The sequence below is a fragment of the Kosakonia sp. WA-90 genome, assembly GCF_039871955.1.
In the GTDB taxonomy this organism is placed as follows: Bacteria; Pseudomonadota; Gammaproteobacteria; order Enterobacterales; family Enterobacteriaceae; genus Kosakonia; species Kosakonia oryzendophytica.
In genome coordinates, this window is the sequence record NZ_JBDPLJ010000002.1 from 665,268 (window position 1) to 688,011 (window position 22,744).

At 53.5% G+C, this 22,744-nt stretch carries 27 protein-coding genes and 1 pseudogene; 6 read left to right on the top strand and 22 right to left on the bottom strand.

Features of this window, described 5'->3' with window-relative positions; all coding sequences use genetic code 11:
• The first annotated feature begins 22 nt into the window (after window positions 1-22).
• A complete protein-coding gene (gene dgcQ, locus ABGA49_RS06335) occupies window positions 23-1,714 on the top strand; it encodes a cellulose biosynthesis regulator diguanylate cyclase DgcQ (protein WP_245191390.1) in 1,692 nt (563 codons plus the stop codon).
• Here the strand turns inward: dgcQ and ABGA49_RS06340 are convergent.
• The gene (locus ABGA49_RS06340) at window positions 1,672-2,508 is read right to left on the bottom strand and encodes a mannosyl-3-phosphoglycerate phosphatase-related protein (RefSeq protein WP_088237977.1); all 837 of its coding nucleotides are present in this window, start codon (window positions 2,506-2,508) and stop codon (window positions 1,672-1,674) included. The genes dgcQ and ABGA49_RS06340 overlap by 43 nt on opposite strands.
• A 308-nt stretch (window positions 2,509-2,816) precedes the next feature.
• On the bottom strand, window positions 2,817-3,047 hold the full coding sequence (yodD, locus tag ABGA49_RS06345; protein ID WP_061494278.1) for a YodD family peroxide/acid resistance protein: 231 nt from the start codon (window positions 3,045-3,047) through the stop codon (window positions 2,817-2,819).
• 127 nt (window positions 3,048-3,174) lie between these two features.
• Here yodD and dsrB point away from each other — a divergent pair, with 127 nt between their 5' ends.
• Complete coding sequence (gene dsrB, locus ABGA49_RS06350; protein WP_061494279.1) at window positions 3,175-3,363, top strand: protein DsrB; 189 nt, start codon at window positions 3,175-3,177, stop codon at window positions 3,361-3,363.
• 45 nt (window positions 3,364-3,408) lie between these two features.
• On the opposite strand, the gene rcsA is transcribed toward dsrB, so the two are convergent.
• The 14 genes from rcsA to fliF form a co-directional block, all read right to left on the bottom strand.
• Entirely contained in the window at window positions 3,409-4,032 is a 624-nt protein-coding gene (gene rcsA, locus ABGA49_RS06355) for a transcriptional regulator RcsA (protein ID WP_061494280.1), read from the bottom strand.
• Between the two features lie 275 nt (window positions 4,033-4,307).
• Entirely contained in the window at window positions 4,308-5,105 is a 798-nt protein-coding gene (gene fliR, locus ABGA49_RS06360; RefSeq protein ID WP_061494281.1) for a flagellar biosynthetic protein FliR, read from the bottom strand.
• Between the two features lie 8 nt (window positions 5,106-5,113).
• Entirely contained in the window at window positions 5,114-5,383 is a 270-nt protein-coding gene (gene fliQ / locus ABGA49_RS06365) for a flagellar biosynthesis protein FliQ (RefSeq protein ID WP_061494282.1), read from the bottom strand.
• Between the two features lie 9 nt (window positions 5,384-5,392).
• Entirely contained in the window at window positions 5,393-6,130 is a 738-nt protein-coding gene (fliP, locus tag ABGA49_RS06370; protein ID WP_061494283.1) for a flagellar type III secretion system pore protein FliP, read from the bottom strand.
• Window positions 6,130-6,504 carry a flagellar biosynthetic protein FliO gene (gene fliO, locus ABGA49_RS06375; RefSeq protein WP_061494284.1) on the bottom strand — a complete coding sequence of 125 codons (375 nt, stop codon included), beginning with the start codon at window positions 6,502-6,504 and terminating at the stop codon, window positions 6,130-6,132. The genes fliP and fliO overlap by 1 nt, the downstream gene beginning before the upstream one ends.
• Window positions 6,505-6,511: 7 nt before the next feature.
• Entirely contained in the window at window positions 6,512-6,931 is a 420-nt protein-coding gene (gene fliN, locus ABGA49_RS06380; protein ID WP_061494285.1) for a flagellar motor switch protein FliN, read from the bottom strand.
• On the bottom strand, window positions 6,928-7,932 hold the full coding sequence (gene fliM, locus ABGA49_RS06385; protein ID WP_061494286.1) for a flagellar motor switch protein FliM: 1,005 nt from the start codon (window positions 7,930-7,932) through the stop codon (window positions 6,928-6,930). Before fliM ends, fliN begins: the two co-directional genes overlap by 4 nt.
• Window positions 7,933-7,936: 4 nt before the next feature.
• Window positions 7,937-8,407: a flagellar basal body-associated protein FliL gene (fliL, locus tag ABGA49_RS06390; protein WP_061494287.1), complete on the bottom strand. Its 471-nt coding sequence runs from the start codon at window positions 8,405-8,407 to the stop codon at window positions 7,937-7,939.
• Between the two features lie 103 nt (window positions 8,408-8,510).
• Entirely contained in the window at window positions 8,511-9,776 is a 1,266-nt protein-coding gene (gene fliK / locus ABGA49_RS06395) for a flagellar hook length control protein FliK (RefSeq protein WP_347665316.1), read from the bottom strand.
• On the bottom strand, window positions 9,773-10,216 hold the full coding sequence (gene fliJ / locus ABGA49_RS06400) for a flagellar export protein FliJ (protein WP_061494289.1): 444 nt from the start codon (window positions 10,214-10,216) through the stop codon (window positions 9,773-9,775). Before fliJ ends, fliK begins: the two co-directional genes overlap by 4 nt.
• A 19-nt stretch (window positions 10,217-10,235) precedes the next feature.
• A complete protein-coding gene (gene fliI / locus ABGA49_RS06405; RefSeq protein ID WP_061494290.1) occupies window positions 10,236-11,606 on the bottom strand; it encodes a flagellar protein export ATPase FliI in 1,371 nt (456 codons plus the stop codon).
• Window positions 11,606-12,313: a flagellar assembly protein FliH gene (gene fliH, locus ABGA49_RS06410; protein ID WP_061494291.1), complete on the bottom strand. Its 708-nt coding sequence runs from the start codon at window positions 12,311-12,313 to the stop codon at window positions 11,606-11,608. Before fliH ends, fliI begins: the two co-directional genes overlap by 1 nt.
• Window positions 12,306-13,304, bottom strand: coding sequence for a flagellar motor switch protein FliG (gene fliG, locus ABGA49_RS06415; RefSeq protein WP_061494292.1), 999 nt, complete (start codon window positions 13,302-13,304; stop codon window positions 12,306-12,308). The genes fliH and fliG overlap by 8 nt, the downstream gene beginning before the upstream one ends.
• Window positions 13,294-14,997: a flagellar basal-body MS-ring/collar protein FliF gene (gene fliF / locus ABGA49_RS06420; RefSeq protein WP_061494293.1), complete on the bottom strand. Its 1,704-nt coding sequence runs from the start codon at window positions 14,995-14,997 to the stop codon at window positions 13,294-13,296. The genes fliG and fliF overlap by 11 nt, the downstream gene beginning before the upstream one ends.
• Window positions 14,998-15,223: 226 nt before the next feature.
• Here fliF and fliE point away from each other — a divergent pair, with 226 nt between their 5' ends.
• Together fliE and ABGA49_RS06430 are read left to right on the top strand one after the other, a co-directional pair.
• Complete coding sequence (fliE, locus tag ABGA49_RS06425) at window positions 15,224-15,535, top strand: flagellar hook-basal body complex protein FliE (protein ID WP_061494294.1); 312 nt, start codon at window positions 15,224-15,226, stop codon at window positions 15,533-15,535.
• Between the two features lie 191 nt (window positions 15,536-15,726).
• The gene (locus tag ABGA49_RS06430; RefSeq protein WP_347665317.1) at window positions 15,727-16,122 is read left to right on the top strand and encodes a VOC family protein; all 396 of its coding nucleotides are present in this window, start codon (window positions 15,727-15,729) and stop codon (window positions 16,120-16,122) included.
• A gap of 71 nt (window positions 16,123-16,193) precedes the next feature.
• On the opposite strand, the gene yedF is transcribed toward ABGA49_RS06430, so the two are convergent.
• The gene (gene yedF / locus ABGA49_RS06435; RefSeq protein ID WP_061494296.1) at window positions 16,194-16,424 is read right to left on the bottom strand and encodes a sulfurtransferase-like selenium metabolism protein YedF; all 231 of its coding nucleotides are present in this window, start codon (window positions 16,422-16,424) and stop codon (window positions 16,194-16,196) included.
• The gene (gene yedE / locus ABGA49_RS06440) at window positions 16,421-17,626 is read right to left on the bottom strand and encodes a selenium metabolism membrane protein YedE/FdhT (protein ID WP_088237974.1); all 1,206 of its coding nucleotides are present in this window, start codon (window positions 17,624-17,626) and stop codon (window positions 16,421-16,423) included. The genes yedF and yedE overlap by 4 nt, the downstream gene beginning before the upstream one ends.
• Window positions 17,627-17,820: 194 nt before the next feature.
• Here yedE and yedD point away from each other — a divergent pair, with 194 nt between their 5' ends.
• Complete coding sequence (gene yedD, locus ABGA49_RS06445; RefSeq protein WP_347665318.1) at window positions 17,821-18,231, top strand: lipoprotein YedD; 411 nt, start codon at window positions 17,821-17,823, stop codon at window positions 18,229-18,231.
• Window positions 18,232-18,268: 37 nt separating this feature from the next.
• Here the strand turns inward: yedD and amyA are convergent, their stop codons facing one another.
• The 4 genes from amyA to fliD form a co-directional block, all read right to left on the bottom strand.
• Entirely contained in the window at window positions 18,269-19,756 is a 1,488-nt protein-coding gene (gene amyA, locus ABGA49_RS06450; protein ID WP_347665319.1) for an alpha-amylase, read from the bottom strand.
• A 198-nt stretch (window positions 19,757-19,954) separates the two neighbouring features.
• Window positions 19,955-20,314, bottom strand: a complete 360-nt coding sequence (gene fliT / locus ABGA49_RS06455) for a flagella biosynthesis regulatory protein FliT (protein ID WP_061494300.1) — start codon at window positions 20,312-20,314, stop codon at window positions 19,955-19,957.
• Window positions 20,314-20,724, bottom strand: coding sequence for a flagellar export chaperone FliS (gene fliS / locus ABGA49_RS06460; protein ID WP_061494301.1), 411 nt, complete (start codon window positions 20,722-20,724; stop codon window positions 20,314-20,316). Before fliS ends, fliT begins: the two co-directional genes overlap by 1 nt.
• Before the next feature lie 21 nt (window positions 20,725-20,745).
• Window positions 20,746-22,167, bottom strand: coding sequence for a flagellar filament capping protein FliD (fliD, locus tag ABGA49_RS06465; protein ID WP_347665320.1), 1,422 nt, complete (start codon window positions 22,165-22,167; stop codon window positions 20,746-20,748).
• Window positions 22,168-22,411: 244 nt separating this feature from the next.
• On the opposite strand from fliD, the pseudogene ABGA49_RS06470 reads away from it, so the two are divergent.
• Window positions 22,412-22,744 (top strand): annotated as a pseudogene (locus ABGA49_RS06470) (flagellin FliC); the annotation flags it as partial.

Here is a 22,744-nt window from a genome sequence, read left to right on the forward strand (position 1 = left end):
CTGTATGCGGCAGGAAAATGTCGTGAAAGAAAAAAGGCGGCTTGGAAACCTAAAGAAGTATTTCTACCCGGCGCGGGTGGTTAACCTGTGCTTTGTCATCGTGGTGGTGTGTTCCACCATTCTCACCTGGCGTGAAGTTATCGTCCTGGAAGGCGCGTATGTCGCCAGCCAGCGCAGTATGCTGGAAAATGTCAGCAACGCGCTGGACAGGCATATGCAGGTCGGTGTGGATCGCTTGCTCTTTTTTCGCAATGGCATGCAGTCCGCACTACAGACGCCGCTCACATTAGACGTTATGCGCAATGTGCAAAATGGGTTTGAGCAGCAACGACGGCTACCCCAGTGGGATATCAAACTGGATAACCGCCGGACGTTGCCGCTGTATGGTGTTTCCGAGTTTTTTGTCGATCAGAGCGAACTGCTCAACCGTGACCACCCACTGCTGCATAATGAGCTGACGGCCGCCATGGAACTGGGTTATCTGTTCCGTCTCTCCGCCAATGGAGGGATGCTGCCGCGCCGTGCTTATTATGTCTCCCGCGCTGGCTTTTTTGTCGCTACGTATCCGTTGGAAAATAACCAGCAAATTATCCCGACTTATTATCACTTACTGATGCGGCCCTGGTTTACCGGTCAGAGTGAACATGAAAATCGCTCCCGCACGGTACGCTGGTTCACCGATCAGGCCGATGGCGGGAAAAGTGATAAGGGATTTGTTATCGCCAGCGTCCCTCTGGACTACGAGGATTACTGGTTCGGTGTGCTGGCGATGAGTTTCCCTGTGGAAGCAATTGCGCAACAGTTGAAAGATGCGCAGGAAGGGCAAAATAAGGGGGAATACCAGCTTTATAACAGCCAGTTTCAGCTATTAACCCTCGCACCGGGCGTCAGCCACACAGAACCGGTATTCAATGCGGAACAACATGCCCGACTGGCACAGGGAATGGCGCAAGACACCCGCGGTGGACTGCGTTTCGGGACACGTTATGTGAGCTGGCAAAAACTGCGGCACTTTGATGGCTTCATGCTGCGCATTCAAACCCTGCGCGAGGGTTTGCAAGGGGATTTTGGCAGCATTAGCGTTGCGCTGGCGCTGTTGTGGGTGCTCTTTACCGCCATGCTGCTGTTTGCCTGGGCGGTGATCCGCCGGATGGTCAACAACATGTACAGCATGCAAAATACCCTGCAATGGCAGGCCTGGTATGACCCGCTTACCCGCCTGTGTAATCGCGGTGCGCTGTTTGAGCGGGCGAAAATCTTAACGGAAGAAGCGCGTGTGTCGCAGCAACCTTTTGCCGTCATTCAGATCGATCTCGACCATTTTAAAAACGTTAACGACCGCTATGGCCATCAGGCGGGCGATTTGGTGCTGTCACATGCAGCGGGACTGATTAGCAGCACGATAAGCAGTGAGGATGTGGCCGGGCGCGTAGGGGGAGAGGAGTTCTGTGTTTTACTGCCGGGCAGTACACTTGAACAAGCCGTTCGCGTGGCCGAACGTATCCGTGCGCGCATTCGTGGTAAGGAGATACTGGTCCACAAGCATACGACCATTCGCATCAGCGCTTCGCTCGGTGTCAGCGGCGCACTGGAGAGTGGCAGTTATGATTTTGAAACCTTGCAATCCATTGCTGACAGCCGATTATACCGGGCGAAAAACAGCGGGCGTAATCAGGTTTGCTCGGAAGATGCTGCGCCAAAGCCAAAGAAGTGATCCAGACCTTCACGCCAGCCAGCGGCTCCTTCGGATTGCGAATGATACACTCGGTCTGGCGTATCGTTACGCAGTCGAACGCCCTGGCGGTTCAGGCCTTTCACGACGATCGCGTGATCGACGCTGTCCAGCAACGGGGCATCGTTAGGACCATCGCCCAGCCCAATCGTGAAGGGGCGTTTTCCGGTGTAATGGCGGTATTGACGGGTTAACCAGTTAACCGCCTGATCTTTACCGCCGCGCTCATCAAGCACATGCCAGAAACGCGCGCCCTGGACAAAACATAACCCCAGCCCCGCGAGGGCGGTGTCAAACGCTGCCATGTGTTCATCGCTGTCCCGCCAGATTAACGTTTCCGATGCTTCCTGCAGGCGCGCGAGGCTGGCCTGCGCCGGAGGCAATCCGGTAATCTCCGCCAGTACGCGCTCGTCGAGTTCATCAAAAGTGGTAAACTTCCAGCCCTGTTTTTGTCGTAGCTGATTTAATACTCTGGCGATTTCTTCATGGGGCGAGCCGGTGATAATCCGCGGGAAGCTGTCATGATCCTGCCAGCGTTCATCAAGCTGGATCACCGCGCCATTTTCGGCGATAAACGGTAGCCCCTGAAGTCCGAGTGTTTTTTGCAGGTCGATCATTTCGGCGGCGGTTTTACTGCTGCATAAAATAACCGGGATATGGTGCAGGCGAAGTCGCTCAAGCCACCCGGCAGCAGCGTGCCAGTCACCGGTATGGCTATCGCACAGGGTGCCATCGACATCGGTAAAAACCAGCAGTGGTGAGTCCAGACCCGGCATATTTCGCTCCTTTCGTTTTTCAAAAGACGGGGGAGTTAAGCATCTTCTTGCCTGGCGCAGGCCATTCGCACATTCAGCGCGATTTTTTTGTCATTTTGTCCTCTGCACTGAACGTCCTCGGCGGTAGCGCTTTGTATCCAATAGAATACACTTGTTTATCTAATTATTTGTTTTATCGATAGTTCTTGTCTTAATGGGTGTTTGTCGTTAGAGTTTCACTTACATCAGATTCCCTGGTGTACGAATTTTTAAGTGCTTCTTGCGCAAGCAAGTTTTCTCCCGGTTGCTGCTGCAACCGGGAGTTTTCTTTAGCGGTTCACCTCGGTGATGCTGAAGTCATGCACATCCAGTTCGAACGCTTCCGCCAGTTCCCGCCAGGTATGGTATTCCCTGCCATCCACGCTCACGCGCTGACCATCCTCGTCGTTAATCCGATGGATTTCACTTTCGCTAATTTCGTTAATTGCCGCCAGCAGGGCGTCTACGTCAACGTTGACGTCGCGTTTGGCGGTTTCGCTGTACTCTTTCACCGTTTTCATGCCGTCACCTCTTTCGCAGTCCCACGGCTAAGTATAGACGGTAGAAAAAATCGCCAGCTAAACGTCGGGGCGCTGCCAGCCCGAGGCTTTTGTTCTACACTGGCGTAAATGCAACAGGAGGGTAAATATGAAGGTTAACGATCGGGTTACGGTCAAAACGGACGGAGGTCCACGCCGTCCGGGGGTGGTATTGGCTGTTGAAGCGTTCAATGAAGGTACAATGTACCTGGTGTCACTGGAAGATTACCCGCTCGGAATCTGGTTCTTTAATGAAAAAGATCACCCAGACGGGGTTTTCGTCGAAAAGGCAGATTAATTTCTTCGCCCTCCTGCGAGGGAGGGTGAATACATACCCATTGTATCAACGCATATTAACAAATATACCCGACGTGACATTGTCTGTCAGACGCACAACATGATAAATCACTTGTTTATTATGCGTTTTAATCTTTCTTTTTATATTCCCCTTATGTGATGACACCGTCTTGGCTTTAATATTCATTTGATCGGAAATTTGAATCGTATCCTGTCCTGACATCCACATTTTTAACATGCTGGACTCAGTCCGGCTCAATGAAAGCGTGGGTAAATTAATGGTGCCAACGCTTTTTTTCTCTTTGTTGAGATAGTCCCCCAGAATATTATCCAGCGACTCAGGCTTGATTGATTTAGAGCTAATCAATAAATTTTTACGTACCAATAGATATTCATCAAAGTGGATGTTGGCAATTGCCATAAATACGATAAACAGTGTACGGGGATGCTGATTAATGACTTGCTTAATGTGTTGACTGCTGCTTGGGTCATGGATAAAGCAGTCCTCATTAATAAACACCACGGATGGCTGGAATGTGGCGCAAGCTGATTCGAGTTCATCAACGGTTTTTATATCGTTGATATCTCGTTTTTTAACCCCCCGACTTGTCAGATACCCTGTTAATCCCAACCGGGTATAACTGCATAAATCCATAATAATCGTTGACATGGCATACCCTCACTCAATGCGTAACGATAATTCACCACCGCCGGAAGCTTCAGAAGCCATACAGGAAAAACTGATATTACTGAAGTGCGACACGAAACTTCAGGCGAACCCACTATCCCGTAAAGTTACGTATAATTTGCCAGGAATCATCTTAAAGTAAAGTAAATGTTGCGTTCTGTGAGACCGTTAAAAACAAATAAGCCGCGCCAGTTATATCCTGGAAGATGTTTTGCAAATTTAACTTTAGGATTATCCTCAAAAAGGCAATGCTAACGTCATGGTTTTGTATTTTGAGGCAGTTCACTCACGATATCAGCTAACAGATTGAAAATCTCGCTGAATAATCGTTCGCAGAAGGGGGCGACCAGCGGCATCATCGCTGCCATCAGTAAAATCCCAACGCTAAGCGTAATGGGAAAACCGATGACAAACACCGATAGCTGTGGCGCCATGCGATTCAACAGGCCAAGGGAGAGGTTAATGGTCAGCAGTAAGGTAATGATGGGTAAGGCCAGCATCAGTCCATTGACGAAAATGAGTCCCGCCGAGCGCGTCAAGGCCAGAAACGCATTACCACTTACCGGGTCGCCACCAATCGGGAGTGTGTGGAAGGTATCGACCAGCATTGAGATCAGCCACAGATGGCCATTGAAGGTCAGGAACAGCAACAGCGCCAGCATGTCCAGAATACGCGCCAGCACTGGCATGTTCAGGTGGCTGGTGGGATCGACAAAGGTGGCGAAAGAGAGGCCCATTTGCAGGCCGATAAGTTCACCCGCAGTGCGGATAGCGGCAAAGGCGAATTGCATGGTAAAACCGAGCGCAATGCCTATCAGCATTTGCTGCATCGCCACCCACAGCCCTTCGACAGAAAAGATAGGCACATTCGGCACGGCCGGGAGCGTCGGGGCAATCACGACGGTAATCACTATCCCCAAACCCAGCTTTACGCGGCGAGGAATGCGCGATTCGCTGAGGATAGGTGCGCTCATTATCAGCGCCAGCACACGCATCAACGGCCAGAAATACATATTAAGCCATTGCAGCCACTGATCGCTGGTGATGTTCAGCATAAGCGGGATTACCCGATGATATAGGGAATGTTATTGAACAGACCGCGCATATAATCGAGCAGCAAATTCAGCATCCACGGCCCGGCAACCACAATCGCCACAAACACAGCGATGATTTTCGGGATAAAGGAGAGCGTCATTTCGTTGATTTGCGTCGCCGCCTGCAAAATACTGATCACAAGCCCGGTAACCAGGGCGACCAGCAGCAGGGGGGCAGCAAGAGCGAGTGCAACTTTCATCGCCTCGGTGCCCATCATCATGACCGATTCAGGTGTCATGCTTCACTCCTAACTGTAAAAACTCTGCGCCAGCGAACCGACCAGCAGTTGCCAGCCATCTACCAGCACAAACAACATCAGTTTGAACGGTAGGGCAATGGTTGCTGGTGGCACCATCATCATCCCCAGCGCCATTAGCACACTGGCGATCACGAGGTCGATAATCAGGAACGGAATGAAAATGGTAAAACCGATCTGGAAGGCGGTTTTCAGCTCGCTGGTCACATAGGCGGGCAGCAAAATGCGCATCGGTACGGCTTCCGGACCTTCAATCGGCGGCGTATTAGCAAGCCGGGCGAACAGAGCCAGATCGGCCTGGCGCGTCTGGCGCAGCATAAATTCACGCAGGGGTTGCGCGCCACGTTCCAGCGCCACATCCACAGAAATTTTGTTTTCACTGAACGGCTGATAGGCGTCGGTGTAAATCTTGTCGATCACCGGCGACATAATGAAAAAAGTCAAAAACAACGCCAGGCCGAGCAGCACCTGGTTGGGCGGTGCTGAAGGCGTCCCCAACGCATTTCGCAGCAGGCCAAAGACGATGATGATGCGGGTAAAGCTGGTCATCATCAGCAAAACGGCAGGCAGGAAGGTGAGGGAGGTAATGAATACCAGCGTCTGCACCGGCAGCGACCAGCTCTGGCCTCCGTTTGCCAGCGGTTGGCTGACCAGACCGGGGAGTTGAGCAAATGCGGCTGGCGCAAACAGAAACAGCCCGGCCAGCGCAAAGGATAACAAACGGCGCATCAGGATCTCCCGGAACGCTTAAGCAAATTCTTCATCACAGACTGAAAGTCCGCATTTTTCTCGTTCACGACTTCACTTTCGGCAGGCGCGGGAGGAAGCTTGTGCAACAGATTGATTTGGGTTGGGGTGACGCCCAGTACCAGGCGTGCGTCTTCAACATCGACAATCACCACGCGTTCGCGCGGACCGACGGTTGTACTGGCGCTGACTTTCAACCCCCGGGTACCAGCGGTTCGACCACCAAAACCCAGCCGTTTCGCCAGCCACGCGGCAATCAGGATCACGGCAATGATGCCGAACAGTGCGCCACTGACTTGCAGCAGTGGCGAACCGGGAACGGCGGAAGGTTGGCTAACCGTGGCCTGTGTTCTCATATGTGCCTCAACGGCTCAGACGGCGCATACGCTCGGAAGGCGTGATGATATCGGTGATACGCACGCCATATTTATCGGCAACGACCACCACCTCACCCTGCGCAATCAGATAACCGTTAATCAGAATATCCAGCGGTTCACCCGCCAGTCCGTCCAGCGCAACCACGGAACCCTGCGTCAGACGCAGCAGCTCTTTAATCGTCATCCGGGTACGGCCCAGTTCAACGGTCAGTTTGACCGGGATATCCATAATCAGGTCGATATCCTGGAGATTGCCGCCAACATCACCACCACCGAGCTGCTGGAACACAGCGTCAGCTGCGCTCTTACCGCCCGTCGTCGTGGTTTTTTGTTCGTTCAACGCGTCAGCCCACAGATCGTCCAGTGCTCCGCTGTTCTCATCGGACGGATTGTTCATATCACTCATTTGGGCTGTTCCTCATTCAGCGAATTCAAAATCGGGTTTATCAAATGCTCTACGCGTAACGCATATTGTCCGTTGACTGTGCCGTACTGGCTGGTAAGCACCGGTACACCGTCCACATGAGCGATAATGCGATCGGGTTTATCAATCGGCAGTACATCACCGGGTTTGAGCTTAAGTATCTGCGACAGACGCAGGGGAATATCCGCAAAATTAGCGATCAAAGTCAGCTCTGAATGCTGCACCTGGCGGACCAGGTTATCACGCCAGTTCTGGTCTTCGCTGCGGGAGTTTTCCAGCGGCGGGTTAACCAGCATTTCACGCAGCGGTTCAATCATGCTGAACGGCAGACAGATATTGAATTCACCCGTCAGGTTACCGATTTCCACATGGAACGGGGTGTTAACAACGATGTCGTTTGGCGATGTGGTAATGTTCGTAAACTTAACCTGCATCTCAGAACGCACGTATTCCACGTCCAGCGGGTTAATCGCTTTCCACGCGTCACTGTAGGCCTCAAGCGCCAGTTTCAGCATACGGTTGATCACGCGCTGTTCAGTGTGCGTGAATTCACGACCTTCCACTTTGGTTGGAAAACGCCCGTCGCCACCGAACAGGTTATCCACGGCGATAAATACCAGGCTTGGCGAGAACACAAACAAGCCGGTACCGCGCAGCGGTTTCAGGTGGATCAGGTTAAGGTTGGTCGGAACCGGCAAGTTACGCGCAAATTCATGGTAGGGCTGAATGCGGATCGCGCCGACGGTAATATCCGGGCTACGACGCAGCAAGTTAAACAGACCCATACGGAACTGACGCGCGAAACGTTCGTTGATGATCTCCAGTGCCTGCAGACGTTCACGTACCACGCGACGCTGCGTATTCGGGTCATAGGGGCGAATTTCATTGTCGCCCGCCATACCCGGTTGCGGATCATCACTCTTATCGCTGTCTCCGTTGAGCAGCGCATCGATTTCGGCCTGAGAAAGAATACTATCGCCCATGTTATTACCGCAAAATGAAAGCTGTATAAAGGACGTCAGTGACTTCCTGCTTCGGTTGTCCTTGCACTAACGGCGTTGCGAGTGTTTCTTTAATCGCAGTGGCGAGTTTCTGTTTACCCTCATCGGTGGCGAGCTGTGTCGCGTCCTGACGTGAGAACAGCAACAGCAAACGGCTGCGCACTTCCGGCAGGTATTCGCTCAGTCGGGCACGCGTTGCGTCATCTTTCAGACGCAGCGTAATACCGACATACAGCACACGATCGGCATCACCCAGATTCACAGTAAAGGTGTCCAGCGCGAAGAAGACCGGTGCCGGCGGCGGCGGAGGTGGCTCCGCTTTGGCGCTGGCCGCAGGTTTCTGCTGCATATGCCAATAACTATAGCCAGCGATGGCGCATGCTGCGAGGGTGATTAACACCAGCAGCGGGATCCAGATATTGCGCTTGCGTTTTTTGTTAATAGCGGAGTCAGTCATCTGTTACGAGCTTCCTGTTAATACTGCCTATGAGCTGATTATCCCGTGTCTTGCTTCCGCCAAAGCGCGGAAAAGACGGGGATAATCATGCTACCTCGGACGTTTAGGCAAAGATGTCGACAGCGCCGTTACCGCGAGCAGCGGACTGCAGGCTTGCAGGAGTGACTAACGCTTCATCATCATCGCTGCCAAACAGGTTGCCGGATCCTGAACGTGATGCCTGCTGTTGCTGAGAAGAGTGTTGCTGCTGGCCTGCAAAGCTCTCGCTGCTGATATTGCTTTGACCCAGCTGGATGCCACTTTCTGCAAGCGAGGTGCGCAGCACCGGCAGCGCAGCTTCCAGCGCCTGGCGAACGTGGCTATGCGCTGAAACCATTTGCAATTGCGCCTGGTTGTCTTCCAGCTTGATGGAAATTTGCACCTGGCCCAACTCTTCCGGGTGTAAGCGCAGTTCCGCACTCTGCTGGCCCTGGCGGGTGAACAGCGTGACGTGCTGGCTCAGGTTCTGCTGCCACTCATGGCTACCCAGCGGCGCACTGATAACTGGTGCGGCTACCGGGGTGCTGGCCTGCGCTGCGCTGGTGGTTGTGGTGACCGGCGCAATGCTTGCGGTGGTATTGGTGGTTTGCTGCACGGCATTATCCGTTTCTTTACGTGATGCCAGTGCGGCCGCAAAGGTAGTGGATTGCTGTGAATCATCGGCAACCTGAAGCGTGCTGGCGGTGGCGTCATGCGTGCCTTTCGTGGTGGTACGCGGCAGATCGGCGCCCGTGTCGGTAGTCAATGGGTTGGTGTTCAGCGCGCGGTTTGCCGCCGCCCCCACATCTATTGCGCTGGTGGCGGTGCTGGTCGTGGTAAGCGGCTGTGTCGCGGTCATTTGCTGCGTCTGCTGGTGTGGCAGCATGGCCATCAGCGCGCTGAGGTTAGCGAGATCTTCGTCGCTTAAGTCGGTTTTCTCATCGGCCGCTTTTGCCGTTTTCGTCAGCGCAGCCAGCACATCCGTTTGGGCGGAAGGGGTCAAGCCGGAGAGCAGGTTCTGCATATCGGCATTGCTTTCAGCGGCCGTTTTGGCATCCATTTTCACGCTTTGGCGCGCCAGCATATCGGCCAGTTTTTGTGCCGGGGTTTGCGCCGCTTCACCGGATGCGGCGGCCAGCTTACCTTTCGCCAGCTTGCCGCTTAACGCGGCCGCTTGCAGGTCGGCAAGGGTAAGGGGGGCATCGCCCTCTTGCCCTTGCGCGCCAGCGCCGGACATTGCACCAGTGAGCAGGGCGAGGAAGTCCTGAGCGGCATCACCGCCAGCCTTGCCTGTTTGCGTGCCGGTGGTGGCATCGGATTCTGTAACTAGCAGTTTTTGCAAGGTGATCATTCTGTTTTCCTCAGGGACGCTCGCTGTGCAAACTCATCCATTTTCTTCTGATCGAGACGGTTTTCCGCCAGTAACGCTGCGGCACTTTGCCTGTCCTGCAATGTTTGCCAGGCTTGCAGACGTTGCTTTTTCTCCCGCCAGCAACCCAGCGCGACATCGACTTTCTGGGTCCACTGCGCCAGTTGATGGCGGTGTTGCTCGATAGCTTTTTCCAGCGTCTGAATAAACTGCTGATAGTTTTGCCAGCGCTGGTTATCAATGCCCTGGCTCATATCGTTATTCAGACTGCTACGATACTCATGCTGATAGTCGATCAGCATTTTTAATTGTTCTTCTGCTTGCTGGCAGCCCCGACGCATCTCACCAAGCCGCAGCGCCGCGTCTTCAACTTCTTTCTCTGCCAAATCTTTAAGCGTCGTCAATGCGCTATTTTGCGTCATGAAGTCAGCCTCCACTACATTATGCTGTCGGGAAGATCAGCTCTAGTGCCTGCATCGAATCTTCCCACCCGGCACGCTCGAAAATACCTTGTTGCAAGAAAGCTTCAAGTTGCGGCCACAATGCGATGGCTTTATCCAGCATGGGGTCGCTACCTCGCGCATAAGCGCCAACGCTAACCAGATCGCGGTTACGCTGGAAACTCGATAGCAACTGTTTGAAATTACGAACTCTTGCGTAATGTTTTTCAGTAATCAATGCTGTCATCGCACGACTGATAGACGCTTCGATATCGATTGCCGGGTAGTGTCCTGCTTCCGCCAGACGGCGTGACAAAACGATATGTCCATCGAGGATCGCGCGCGCTGAGTCAGCAATAGGATCCTGTTGGTCATCCCCTTCTGTAAGAACAGTATAGAACGCGGTGATGGAACCCCCACCGTGAATACCGTTGCCTGCACGTTCCACCAACGCCGGTAATTTGGCGAAGACAGACGGTGGATAACCTTTGGTAGCTGGCGGTTCGCCGATAGCCAGTGCGATTTCACGCTGCGCCATGGCATAACGCGTCAGAGAATCCATAATCAGCAGCACATGCTGACCGCGATCGCGGAAATCTTCAGCTATGCGCGTAGCATACGCAGCGCCCTGCATACGCAACAAAGGAGAGACATCCGCAGGTGCGGCGATAACCACCGAACGCGCGCGACCTTCTGCGCCGAGGATGTTCTCGATAAAATCTTTTACTTCGCGGCCACGTTCGCCAATCAACCCGACAACAATCACATCTGCCTGGGTATAACGGGCCATCATGCCTAACAATACGCTCTTACCGACGCCGGAACCGGCGAACAGGCCCATACGCTGCCCACGTCCTACGGTTAACAGCGCATTGATGGCGCGTACCCCGGTATCCAGTACATGCTCGATTGCGGTACGTTGCAGCGGGTTAAACGGCTGCGTGATCAACGCCCCGGTTTCGCCGGTATCCGGCGATGGCAGTCCGTCCAGCGGTTTGCCACCGCCATCCAGAACGCGGCCGAGTAGGGCCGGGCCGAGCGGCAGCTGTTTGCCGCTGTGTAAATTGTCGCCCATCACACTACGCGCATAGACGCGAGCGCCAGGCAAAATGCCTTCCACTTCTTCGAGTGGCATCAGGAACAGGCGTTGACCATTGAAGCCAACCACTTCGCTTTCGACTTCGCACATCTCCTGTCCGTCCTGACGCTCGATGATACAGGTCGCCCCCAGCGGCAATTGCAGCCCGGTGGCTTCGAGCACCAGGCCAGTCGCACGGGTCAGTCGACCATAACGGCGTACAGACGGCAGTTGCGCCATCTTCACTTCAAAGTTATCCAGCGTGGTCAGCCAGCGGGTCAAACGCGCGGTCATCAAACAACTCCTGGCGCCGCCAGACGGCACAGTTCCTGCCAGCGTGTCGCCACGCTGGCGTCGAGATCGCCTTCATCGGCGGAGACTTTGCAACCGCCCGGATGCAGCGTCGGATCGCCGCGCAGACGCCAGCCGTGCAGGCTGAGCGTCGCGCCGAGCATCTCTTCGACGCGCTGCAAATCATCCGGATGAACACGCAGTTGCGGCTTGCCGCTAAACAACGGTTCTTGCTGTAATAACAGTTGGATCTGTTTAATCAGTGCGCTGTTATCCACAATCGGTACCTGGCCGAGCACCTGGCGCGCGGCTTCCAGCGCCATCTGCATCAGACGGGAGGCGATAACGCTGTCCAGCGCATCCAGCGTATACTGAAACTCGCTGACCAGTTGCTGCATACGCGCATGCAACGGGGCTTGTTGCTGGCGGGCCTGATTCAGACCCTGCTCTTGTCCTTGTGCCAGACCTTCCTGATAGCCCACGTCATAACCTGCCTTACGGCCTTCCGCCAGACCGGCGTTATAGCCAGCCTCGTGCGCTTGCATCTGGATTTGCGCCAGTTGCTGCTGCTGTTTCTGTTCTGCAGATAACGCGTCTTCTTCCTCATCGATCATCGGCTCGTCCTGCGTCAGCAGGGGAGCGAACTCGGCAGCGAGAGGAAGCGCCAGGTCATCCGGCTTCCAGATCTTCCACGGCATTTCGTTAGACATAGGTATCCTCGCCGCTGCCAATTACCATCTCGCCGGTTTCCGCCAGACGACGAACAATAAGCAGGATGGCTTTCTGCTCGTTCTCCACCTGAGACAGACGAACCGGGCCACGGTTGGCAAGGTCGTCGCGCAGGATATCTGCCGCACGTTGCGACATGTTGCGCAGGAATTTGTCGCGCAATGGTGGTTCGGCGCCTTTGAGGGCAACCAGCAAGGATTCGGAGTCCACTTCCTGCAGAAGACGCTGGATGCTGCGGTCGTCCACGTCCACCAGGTTTTCGAACAGGAACATCTCGTCGATAATTTTCTGCGCCAGTTCGCCGTCGAACTCGCGAACAGCAGTAATAACGGCTTCTTCCTGCTGCGTTTTCATCAGGTTGATGATTTCCGCCGCTGTTCTCACGCCGCCCATTTTGCTGCGTTTGAGGTTGGTGCCGTCGAGCAGGTTGTTCAATACTTCGGTCAGTTCCGCCAGTGCAGCAGGCTGTACGCCGCCGAAAGTGGCGATACGCAGCATCACGTCGTGACGCATACGCTCATCGAACAGTGCAAGGATATCCGCCGCCTGAGCACGTTTGAGGTGCACCAAAATGGTGGCGATAATCTGCGGATGCTCGTCGCGAATAAGGTCTGCGGCGCTCTGCGGCTCCATAAAGTTGAGCGTTTCGATGCCGCTGGTGGTATCGCGGGTTTCGAGAATGTCTTCCAGCAGGCTGGATGCACGTTCTTCGCCAAGGGCTTTCACCAGTACGGTGCGCAGGTAGTCGTTGGCGTTGATGTTCAGCGCCGCGAATTGTTCCGCTTCCGTTTCAAACTCCTGCAACACATCCATCAGCTGTTTGTTGGAAATCTGACGCACGCTGGCCATCGCGGTACTCAGGTGCTGAACCTCCCGGGCGGAGAGGTGTTTGAACACCTCGGCCGCACGGTCTTCACCAATGGTCATCAGCAAGATGACGCTTTTGTCCGTTCCGGTAAGATTATTGCTCATGTTCGTTATTCATCCACTGGCGAATGACCAGCGCCACGACGCGCGGATCGTTGTCTGACATTTCGCGGATACGCTGGCTCATCACCTCGGCGTTCAGGCGCTGGTTAGTACGACGCTGTTGCTGCTGCTCGTCCTTGCTGAGACGGACTTCCACCGACTCTTCGAGCTCTGCGCGAGCCTGAGCGGCTTCCTGAATCGCTTTCGCTTCTTCCTGACGGCGTATCAGTTGCGGACGCACCGCTTTACGCCACAGGATAAACGCGACAATCAGAACCAGCAGCCAGCGACCTGCAGACATCAGCTGATCGATAAACGCTTGTTGCTGCCAGAAGGGGAGTTGACCACCCACATCGTCTTTCGCGTTAAACGGCGAGTTGACCACGTTCAGGGTGTCACCGCGTTTTTCGCTGTAGCCCATTGCTTCACGGGTCAAATCTTCAATCTGTTTCAGCTGATCGGCTGTCAACGCGGCGGTTTTGCCATCGGCCAGCGTACGGTAGTTTACCACCACGGCCACGGACAGACGTTGCACATCACCCACGTTCATTTTGGTGTGGCGAATCGTGCGGTCTACTTCATAGTTCGACGTTTCGTTGTGTGTCGAATTACGCGGACCGGTCGCAGTGCTGGCGGTGGACGTCGTCTGACCTTGCTGATTCTGTTGGTTCTGTTGGTTCTGTTGGTTCTGCTGATTGGCCGGCGGCGTAGAGATCGGCGCAGTATTCGCCGGTGCAGGCTGGTTAGACAGTGCGCCAGGAACGCCGCCAGGATTCTGGCCACCAATCTGTTCGCTGCTGTTGACCTGACGTGAACGCAGCACCGCTTGTGAAGGGTCGCCGTTCGGGCTGTATTGCTCTTCGGTTTGTTCTTTGTTCGAAAAATCAAGCTGCGCGGTAACCTGTGCATGCACATTGCTGTTACCCACGATAGGACCCAGAATCGCTTCGATGCGGCGTTGAATACGACCTTCAACGTCGGCGGTATATTTCAGTTGAGCATCGTTCAGGTCACGACCTGCAGTACCGGCTTGCGTCAGCAAACGGCCGCTCTGGTCAACCACGGTTACGTTGCCCGGCGGCAAGCCTGCTACGGCACTGGAGACCAGGTGCACCATGGCGCTGATCTGACCATCGTCCAGGGCGCGGCCTGGCTCAAGGTTAACGGTGACAGAGGCTGACGGTGATTTCTGTTCACGCACGAACAGCGACGGTTTTGGCATGGCCAGATGTACGCGGGCACCTTTTACCGGACCCAGCGTTTCAATAGTACGGGCCAGTTCACCTTCCAGAGCGCGTTGGTAGTTGACCTGCTCGCTAAACTGGCTGATGCCGAATTTTTCCTGATCCAACAGTTCGAAACCGACCGCGCCACCTTTCGGCAGACCTTGCTGGGCGAGACGCAGACGCAACTCGTGGACTTTATCCGCCGGAACTTCAATAGCACCACCGGCATCAGCAAACCGGTAAGGAACGTTCATTTGTGTTAACTGGGTAACAATAGCGCCGCCGTCCTGATCGGACAGGTTGCTATAAAGCGTGCGATAGTCCGGGCTTTTTGCCCACAGAACCATTGCAACGATGATGGCAACGGCTGCAGCGCCGGCCACCATTAATGGAACTTTGGGGTTCGCGCGCAAGCGGTTGATCCACTCAAGAGATTTATTCTGCGGTGCAGTTGTAGCAGTTGCACTCATTGCACACCTCGTAACTCTGGGCGGATATTGTTATTTGAGTTGAGAAACAAAACAGGCTCCCGGGTCGGCAAACTCGACAATTGTCCATTTACATGGCAATGCCATTATTTGATGAATCCGAATTTTCTATGCCCCAAATAACCTGGTTTTTTATCGCTATTTACCGCAATTATCTCATTGACAAGCTGTTAACCTTGTCGAGTATCAAACCATCCGGGGAAAAACCATGGCTATACAGGGCATTGAAAGCGTCGTCAGTCAGTTGCAGGCCACTGCGGGGATTGCGCGCAATCAGAGCGTGGAAAGCGAACCGACAATCAGTTTCGCCGGTCAACTGCATGCCGCGCTGGATCGCATCAGCGACACGCAAAACGCAGCCCGCACGCAGGCGGAAAAGTTCACTCTCGGCGAGCCGGGCGTGGCGCTGAATGACGTGATGACCGATTTGCAAAAATCCTCTATCTCATTGCAGATGGGGATTCAGGTGCGTAACAAACTGGTTTCGGCATACCAGGACGTGATGAACATGCAGATCTAGTCGAACCGCGTTTCAAAGAGGGAGGATAATTTGCAGGTTATCCTCCTTTTCCTCGCTTTATCCCTCTTTTCGGTGCTTAACACTATGCGCCGCTCCCACGCTTTGTGCATGAGCACGGATGATCACATCGGTTTTCCGCCGGGCGGCTAAAGTCCGTCATCACAACACCTGTGAACGACGAGGAGTGTCTGATGACTTTTACGCATATGCGCATCGCTAAACCCGTGACGGATCTTGAACTGACTTGCCGCATGTATTGCGACGGTCTTGGGTTACAGAAAATCACCGCTTTCCATGACCATGACGGGTTCAGTGGCGTAATGGTGGGGGATCCTGCATTGCCCTGGCACATCGAATTTACCCATTGCCACGGGCATGCGGTGCAACCTGCCCACACGGCTGAAGATTTACTGGTGCTCTATTATCCGGATACGCAGGAAGCGGGCGTTCGTTGCGAGATGATGATGAAAGCCGGATTTTGCGAGGTTAAATCCTTTAATCCTTACTGGGCCGTGCAGGGTAAAACCTTCGCAGACAGAGACGGTTACCGTGTTGTGATTCAGAACAGAGACTGGTCTTCAACCTGACGTTTTCGTGACCGGAGGCGGTAGACGCCGGGATTCTCGCCCCCTCCGGGTCCGGAGAGGGCGGGTACGGGTTACTTCTGGATCAGATAACGAATCGTGGGGCCATCCTGCTGAATGTCCAGTACGGTATACCCGTGGTTACGTGCATCAAGAGGAATGTTATTAATCGACTGCGGGCAGTCGCTCACCACTTCCAGTATTTCACCTTTTTTCAACTGCGGCATGGCTTCCAGCGTGGCCACAGCCGGGTAAGGGCAGGGTTCACCGGTCATATCCAGACGGTAATCAGGCACGATGTTCATGCAGCCTCCTTCGCAGGGGTAACCGCTTTAGTGCGGAAAAAGTGTTTTTCCCAGCCAATCACCAGCAGCAACGCCGCCAGCAGCAGCAGGTAAGTCACCAGTAGTCCGCCGAGCGGGCCAAACGTATTGAGTAAATTGATTTTATCCCACTGGGTTGCCAGCGCAGGGGAGATGTCATCCCAGAACCAGGCGAGGATTGTTGAGCCTATCACGTTGCCCAGCCCTACCCACCAGTAGTGCACCTGCCCCTCAACAGCGCGATACATCCAGCCGGTTTCACAGCCGCCCGCCAGCACGATGCCGAAACCGAACAGTAACCCGCCGATCACGGCGTTTGGCCCGGCCCACATGATTTTGGCTTCTACGCCAAGTTGCACGTAACTAAAGATACCGATGGCGCTTGCCGCCATGCCGAAGATAATCGCTTTGGTCATCATGGTACGCCCGGTGATCCACATATCGCGGAACGCCGATGTAAAGCAGATTTGCGCGCGCTCAATCAGTAACCCAAAACCGACGCCGAACAGCATAGCCAGCCCAAGTTTAGGCTGGTTCATGGCGGTGAGGAGCGCCCAGCCGAGCATTCCCGCGAACACCAGCATGCCGAGGCGGAAGCGACGCTGCGCCTGAGCCGGTTTTTGCGTTAACGGCGATGCGGCGGAGACTTTTTGTATTTTTACCGGAATGCGGAACAGCGGCAGCAGAGTAACGCGTGCACCAAACCATGAGCCGATGGCCGTCGCCACAGCGAAAAACCAGGCGTGCAGGGAAAACTGTGGAATACCGGTGAAAAACGCCGCGAGGTTACAGCCCATCGCCAGACGTGCGCCGAAACCGGCAATCATCCCACCGATGATCGCCTGCGCAATGCGGATCCGGCTGTGCGGGAAACGTAACTTAACGTTATTGGCCCAAAGTGCGGCGGCAAAACAGCCGCCAAACATACCGATGATCATCATCCCGTCGATACGCGTCAGCGGCGTGCCGTCCAGATGGATCAATTTGAAATAGCCCCATGTTTCCGTGTGCACGCCCGCCAGTTGCAGCAGTTGCCCACCCCAACGGGTAAATTCGCCGGTAACGGCCCAGAATGTGCCGGTAAGACCAAAATAGTAAGTGGAGAGAATACCGGCGGCGATAACGGCCGGGACAGGAGACCAGAATTTAATTAAAAACCGATCCTTAAACTGTTGCCAGGACATAGTAAAAACCTCTGAACTCAGAAGGAGTGTGGATAGTCTTGCGAAAAGAGTCGGATGATACACGGGCTGCGCAAAATCTGATGCGAAATAATGTGAAAACCTGGTGCAGATCAAACTTGTTACGCGTGGGGAAAGGGTGGCGACGATAACGCTTTAATGCCACAATATTTTTTTCTTCGCGAGCAGGGCAAAAGATGAAAAAGCGAGTGATCCTCGGTGCGGTAATGCTGCTAAGCGGCTGCATGCAGGTGGAAAATTATCAGGCGGTGGTCAAACAACCCGCGCCTGCTGGATTGGCGGGCTACTGGCAGTCGGTGGGGCCGCAAAGCAAACTGGTTAGCCCGGAGGCGATGGCCAGTCTGATTATTACGCCCGGTGGCGATACACTGGATTGCCGCCAGTGGCAGCGAGTGATTGCCGTCCCGGGTAAATTGATGCGCAATGACGACAAACTGTACAACGTGACGCAGAATCGTGACATCTACCGTCTTGAACACGATGGTGCGTTGTTGGAGGTCGATGGCATGACGCTGAAGAAAGTGGATAAACTCACCGTGGAGTGTGAGAAGGCGCGTGATGATGCCGGGCTAAGTCTCGCCCACTAAGTTTACTGGCCGGGTGACACGCTCACCCGGCACAGCGTCAGAGCACATCCTCGATTATCCACACGCTGACGCTGCCGCCATTGCAGGTAAACACCCCGGCGCCGCTCTCATCGGTCGTCACCCATTCGTCGCGGTTGCCCAGAAAGTCACGCCAGGTTTTATGGCCATAATTCTCGCCCAGCGTCATGTGCTTTTCGCCATCATCACCGTTGGATAGTACCACCACGCAGCCGGGATCGTCGTCGGTGCCGCTGCGGCTGAAAGCAATACAGTTGGGGTGATCAAACCACAGCGTTTGTACCCCATGTGCAAAGCGCTGGCGGGCGAGAATCAACTGATCGAGTTGGTCGATAACCGGCATATCCACAGCGTACGTTTCTCCATCACCGCCAGTATCCTCGTAATGGGCACCATACAGGTCAGGGTAGAAGATCGAGGGCACGCCATTTTCCCTCAGCAGGATCAGGGCATAGGCCAGGGGTTTAAACCAGGTTTCCACCGGTGCTTCCAGTGCCTGCAACGGCTGTGTGTCATGGTTGGCGACCAGCGTCACCGCATGAAAGGGGTCAGCTTCAACCAGGGTGCCGGTAAAAATCTGGCTCATGTCATAATCGCGCCCCAGTTTCGACGCTTCATGAAATTTCATATGCAGTGGGGCATCAAACAGCATGGTTTTACCGTCGACCTGATCGATATATTGCTGTAGCTTTCCTACCTCGTGTGACCAGTATTCCGCAACGATGAACAACGGCTTTGGCGCAACTTCCTGCACATGTTCGATCCACTCTTTGTAGAACCAGGCGGGAATATGTTTTACCGCGTCCAGGCGAAAGCCATCGCATCCGGTTTGATCCATTACCCAACGCGCCCAGTACTTGATCTCTTCGGTTACGGCATGGTTGCGAAAATCAATATTTTCACCCATCAGATAGTCGAAATTGCCCATTTCGTCGTCCACTTGATCGTTCCAGCCCTCGCCGGTGTAATCGTTGACGATTTTGAACACCCCGTCCTCATCCGGATTTTCAATATGGTCGATACCGCTGAAACATTTGAAATCCCAGATAAATTGCGAGTATTGCCCGGCGCGAGTCGGAAAGGTATAGCGTGTCCAGGCCTCACATTCGATGATTTCATCATCAATCTGTGTGCGATCCTGCGCATTAACCCGCTGAACACGAATGGCTTCTTTTTCGTCAGCCCCCATTTTGTGGTTGACCACCACATCCAACAGCACAGCGATATTGTTCTCTTTCAATGCATTGATGGCGGTCAGTAGCTGTGTTTTATCACCGTATTTGGTGGCCACAGACCCTTTTTGGTCAAACTCGCCTAAGTCAAACAGGTCATAACTGTCGTAACCCACCGAGTAGCCGCCGGATGCACCTTTATACGCCGGGGGAAGCCAGACCATGTTAATGCCAATATCGTTAAAGCCCGCAGCGCGTTCGCGCAGTTCCGGCCAGAGTTTGCCGCCATCGGGGTAATACCAATGAAAGGTCTGTAACAGGGTGGGGTTTTTCATATTCGGTGCTCCAGAGTAAGACTCTGGAAGTATGGATGAGATTTTAAAAACAGAATGAGAAAGCGCATTTTTGCAAAACCGGGGAAGGGATGCGCAGGCAAAGCCAGGTGGTATTACGTGTCAAAAAAGAGGGGAGGAGTGAACAAAACAAACCAGGCGGGTGATTGACGACAAACGTATCACCCGCCGGGATGAGAATTAAATCTCATTAGGGAAGAGTATGTTTCCAGAGAGACGTCCATATGTCGAATGCAGGTTATGTTGTCGGGATGTCTGTCCAACTAATGTCCGTAATTCGTCCATCCGTTGGTTCAACAGGAGTTTCAGCACGACTTCATTATCCAGAATTTGCTGGAGCAGGGGGCGAATTTGCGCCTGCATCTGAGGCGCAATTTCACTGGCATCCTGGAATTGAGTCAATTGTTCTACAGCTTTGACATAGCCTATCTCGTGCTCAATGAGTTCATCCCAACGCCCTTCCTTCGCGAGGCTAAGCATGGTACGGCTGACGACCAACAGCTGCTGATAGTGGTGGAGCAACCCGAAATTTGCTTCCATTAGTAAGTGTCCCGCGCGGATTGATTATTGGGGCCAATCTCTTTCCAGGCATCAGCGATGTTGTTCAGCAACGTTGAAACTTCATCAATGGCTGAGATGTCATTGTGGAGGTTTGCCTGTAAAAGACGTCTTGTCATATAGTCATAAAGACTATCCAGGTTTGCGGAAAGCTCGCCACCAACTTCGTGGTCAAGCCCGGCCCGCAAGCCGTTGGTAATGATATTAATAGCCTTTGAAAGCGCCTGTCCTTTACCGGGAATATCTCCCTGCTCAATCAGGATCGCGGCCTTTTTCATGGCGCTTAACGCACCATCAAAAAGTAATACCACGAGTTGATGTGGGCTGGCGCTCAGAACGGCGCTTTCCACGCCGACCTGTGCATAAGCCTGAGTTCCCGATTTCGTATACATGTCAAACCTCAACTAACTGGTTTATGCGTTCATTGCGTTAAATTGCTGAGTCAAATAGTTCCCGGTGGATGTCAGGGACGAGACCAAAGTACTTAAGCTGGTGAACTGCGTTTTATAACGCGCCATCGTCGCTGTAATCTGCTCATTTGTGCGATCGTACTGATCGGACAGACGCTTCAGCGTCTTGTTGATGCCATCAGTCGCGTTCTGCACAGAGCCGGAAGTACCTAAAAAGTCTGCCAACAGGTTACTGGCCTGGGTTGCAAAACCGGTGGTTTTACCGTCCCCGGACAGGAAACTGATCACATCCGCCGATTTTTCATTCAGCGCCTTGTCAAGCTTGGTGCTATCTACGGTCAGTTTGCCGGAAGTATCCTGCGTAATTCCCAGTTGCGACAGTATAGAAACACTGCTGCCGGTTGCGCTCTGACTTGCGGACAATACTGAACGCAGGCGCGTCTGAATATTACGCAGTGTACCATCGCCTAATAAGTCGCCGTTTGACGTGCTCTGGGCGTCGCTACCTTTATCCACCGCTGTATATTTGGTCTGGTTAGCGATAGTCGTTTGCAGCGAGTTATACGCATCCACATAAGCCTGAATGGCTGCGGTCATCGGCGCATTGTCTTTTGTTACCGACAGCGTTTCCGGGGAGCCGGCGGTTGTCAGTTTGTTCAACGTCAACGTTACGCCTTCTGGCGCATCGGTGATCGTGTTGCTGCTACGGGTGATTTCAATCCCGTTAATCTTCACTTTCGCATCCGCAGCGGCGACCTGTTGGGTCATCTTGTTGCTGGTGCTGCTGGGGTTTGTAGAATCGTAGCTAATGTACTGCGCCAGTTGCGCATCATCAGTAGTGATGGTCATCTGGTTTTTGGTGCCGCTATCACGCGATGTCAGCGCCAGGTAGTAGCTGCTGTCATCCGCTTTAATGACGCTTGCGGTGACGCTGCCTTGCTGTTTGTTAATCGCATCGCGAATATCAGCAAGACTGGTTTTATCACTCGTCAGCGTCACCGTCATCGGGTTGGTTTGACCCGGCTGCGTAATGGTGATAGTGCGCGAGCTCATGCTGCTGTCACCTAAATCAGTATCTTTGCTGGTGACTTTCGGGCTCAGCAGAGACTGTGATGCAGCCAGTGACGTTACGTCGATAGAATAGGTACCCGCTGCGGCGGTATTCGCCAGCGTGGCGGTAAACGCTGTATTGGTACTTGATACCTTAGTTGCTGCGATATTCGACGTATTTTTCAACGCGTTAGCAGCAGTCTGCAGCTTCGTCAGCGACGTTTGCACCACGCCCCATGCTGTCAGCTTTGCTTTATACGAAGTCTGTTGAGTAGTAATTGGTTTAAGCTTGGTCTCTTCCGCTGTTTGCAAGTTAGCGTACAGCGTATTGAGATCCAGGCTGGTGCCTGCGCCGAGCGAACTAATACTTGACATATCTTCATCCTTCCAGTTTTGGACAATCACTGAGGGGATTATCGGCAGCGACTGCGAAAAGATTAGAGGGTTTTTTTAAAAACAATGGCGGAATAAAGCCAGATAATAGCGGGCTCTTTTCCGCTTTAAAAAAGTGATGTTTTTTCCTAAAGGTTACCAGCAAGCTGTCGATAATCTGGGTGACGGTGAGAAAACCGTAGGCAGATGCCTGAATCTGATAACTTTTTTTTGAAGGAATTACATCATGGCTGTTATTAATACTAACACCCTGTCGCTGATGACTCAGAACAACCTGACCAAATCTCAGTCTTCTCTGGGAACGGCGATTGAGCGCCTGTCTTCTGGTCTGCGTATTAACAGCGCTAAAGATGACGCAGCGGGTCAGGCGATCGCTAACCGCTTTACTTCTAACATCAACGGTCTGACCGTTGCTGCGCGTAACGCGAACGACGGTATTTCTCTGGCACAGACCGCTGAAGGCGCGCTGAGCGAAGTCAACAACAACCTGCAGCGTATCCGTGACCTGACCGTTCAGGCGCAGAACAGCTCCAACTCTGCTTCCGACATCGACTCCATC

Coding starts and splice junctions, on each gene's coding strand:
- yodD (WP_061494278.1), bottom strand. CDS start 3,047: ATGAAAACGGTGAAAGAGTACAGCGAAACCGCCAAACGCGACGTCAAC.
- fliH (WP_061494291.1), bottom strand. CDS start 12,313: ATGTCTAACGAAATGCCGTGGAAGATCTGGAAGCCGGATGACCTGGCG.
- fliE (WP_061494294.1), top strand. CDS start 15,224: ATGGCTATACAGGGCATTGAAAGCGTCGTCAGTCAGTTGCAGGCCACT.
- dsrB (WP_061494279.1), top strand. CDS start 3,175: ATGAAGGTTAACGATCGGGTTACGGTCAAAACGGACGGAGGTCCACGC.
- yedF (WP_061494296.1), bottom strand. CDS start 16,424: ATGAACATCGTGCCTGATTACCGTCTGGATATGACCGGTGAACCCTGC.
- yedD (WP_347665318.1), top strand. CDS start 17,821: ATGAAAAAGCGAGTGATCCTCGGTGCGGTAATGCTGCTAAGCGGCTGC.
- yedE (WP_088237974.1), bottom strand. CDS start 17,626: ATGTCCTGGCAACAGTTTAAGGATCGGTTTTTAATTAAATTCTGGTCT.
- ABGA49_RS06340 (WP_088237977.1), bottom strand. CDS start 2,508: ATGCCGGGTCTGGACTCACCACTGCTGGTTTTTACCGATGTCGATGGC.
- amyA (WP_347665319.1), bottom strand. CDS start 19,756: ATGAAAAACCCCACCCTGTTACAGACCTTTCATTGGTATTACCCCGAT.
- fliK (WP_347665316.1), bottom strand. CDS start 9,776: ATGATCACCTTGCAAAAACTGCTAGTTACAGAATCCGATGCCACCACC.
- fliO (WP_061494284.1), bottom strand. CDS start 6,504: ATGAGAACACAGGCCACGGTTAGCCAACCTTCCGCCGTTCCCGGTTCG.
- fliP (WP_061494283.1), bottom strand. CDS start 6,130: ATGCGCCGTTTGTTATCCTTTGCGCTGGCCGGGCTGTTTCTGTTTGCG.
- fliF (WP_061494293.1), bottom strand. CDS start 14,997: ATGAGTGCAACTGCTACAACTGCACCGCAGAATAAATCTCTTGAGTGG.
- fliN (WP_061494285.1), bottom strand. CDS start 6,931: ATGAGTGATATGAACAATCCGTCCGATGAGAACAGCGGAGCACTGGAC.
- fliG (WP_061494292.1), bottom strand. CDS start 13,304: ATGAGCAATAATCTTACCGGAACGGACAAAAGCGTCATCTTGCTGATG.
- fliI (WP_061494290.1), bottom strand. CDS start 11,606: ATGACCGCGCGTTTGACCCGCTGGCTGACCACGCTGGATAACTTTGAA.
- fliS (WP_061494301.1), bottom strand. CDS start 20,724: ATGTATACGAAATCGGGAACTCAGGCTTATGCACAGGTCGGCGTGGAA.
- fliQ (WP_061494282.1), bottom strand. CDS start 5,383: ATGACACCTGAATCGGTCATGATGATGGGCACCGAGGCGATGAAAGTT.
- fliL (WP_061494287.1), bottom strand. CDS start 8,407: ATGACTGACTCCGCTATTAACAAAAAACGCAAGCGCAATATCTGGATC.
- fliD (WP_347665320.1), bottom strand. CDS start 22,167: ATGTCAAGTATTAGTTCGCTCGGCGCAGGCACCAGCCTGGATCTCAAT.
- fliT (WP_061494300.1), bottom strand. CDS start 20,314: ATGGAAGCAAATTTCGGGTTGCTCCACCACTATCAGCAGCTGTTGGTC.
- fliM (WP_061494286.1), bottom strand. CDS start 7,932: ATGGGCGATAGTATTCTTTCTCAGGCCGAAATCGATGCGCTGCTCAAC.
- fliR (WP_061494281.1), bottom strand. CDS start 5,105: ATGCTGAACATCACCAGCGATCAGTGGCTGCAATGGCTTAATATGTAT.
- ABGA49_RS06430 (WP_347665317.1), top strand. CDS start 15,727: ATGACTTTTACGCATATGCGCATCGCTAAACCCGTGACGGATCTTGAA.
- fliJ (WP_061494289.1), bottom strand. CDS start 10,216: ATGACGCAAAATAGCGCATTGACGACGCTTAAAGATTTGGCAGAGAAA.
- rcsA (WP_061494280.1), bottom strand. CDS start 4,032: ATGTCAACGATTATTATGGATTTATGCAGTTATACCCGGTTGGGATTA.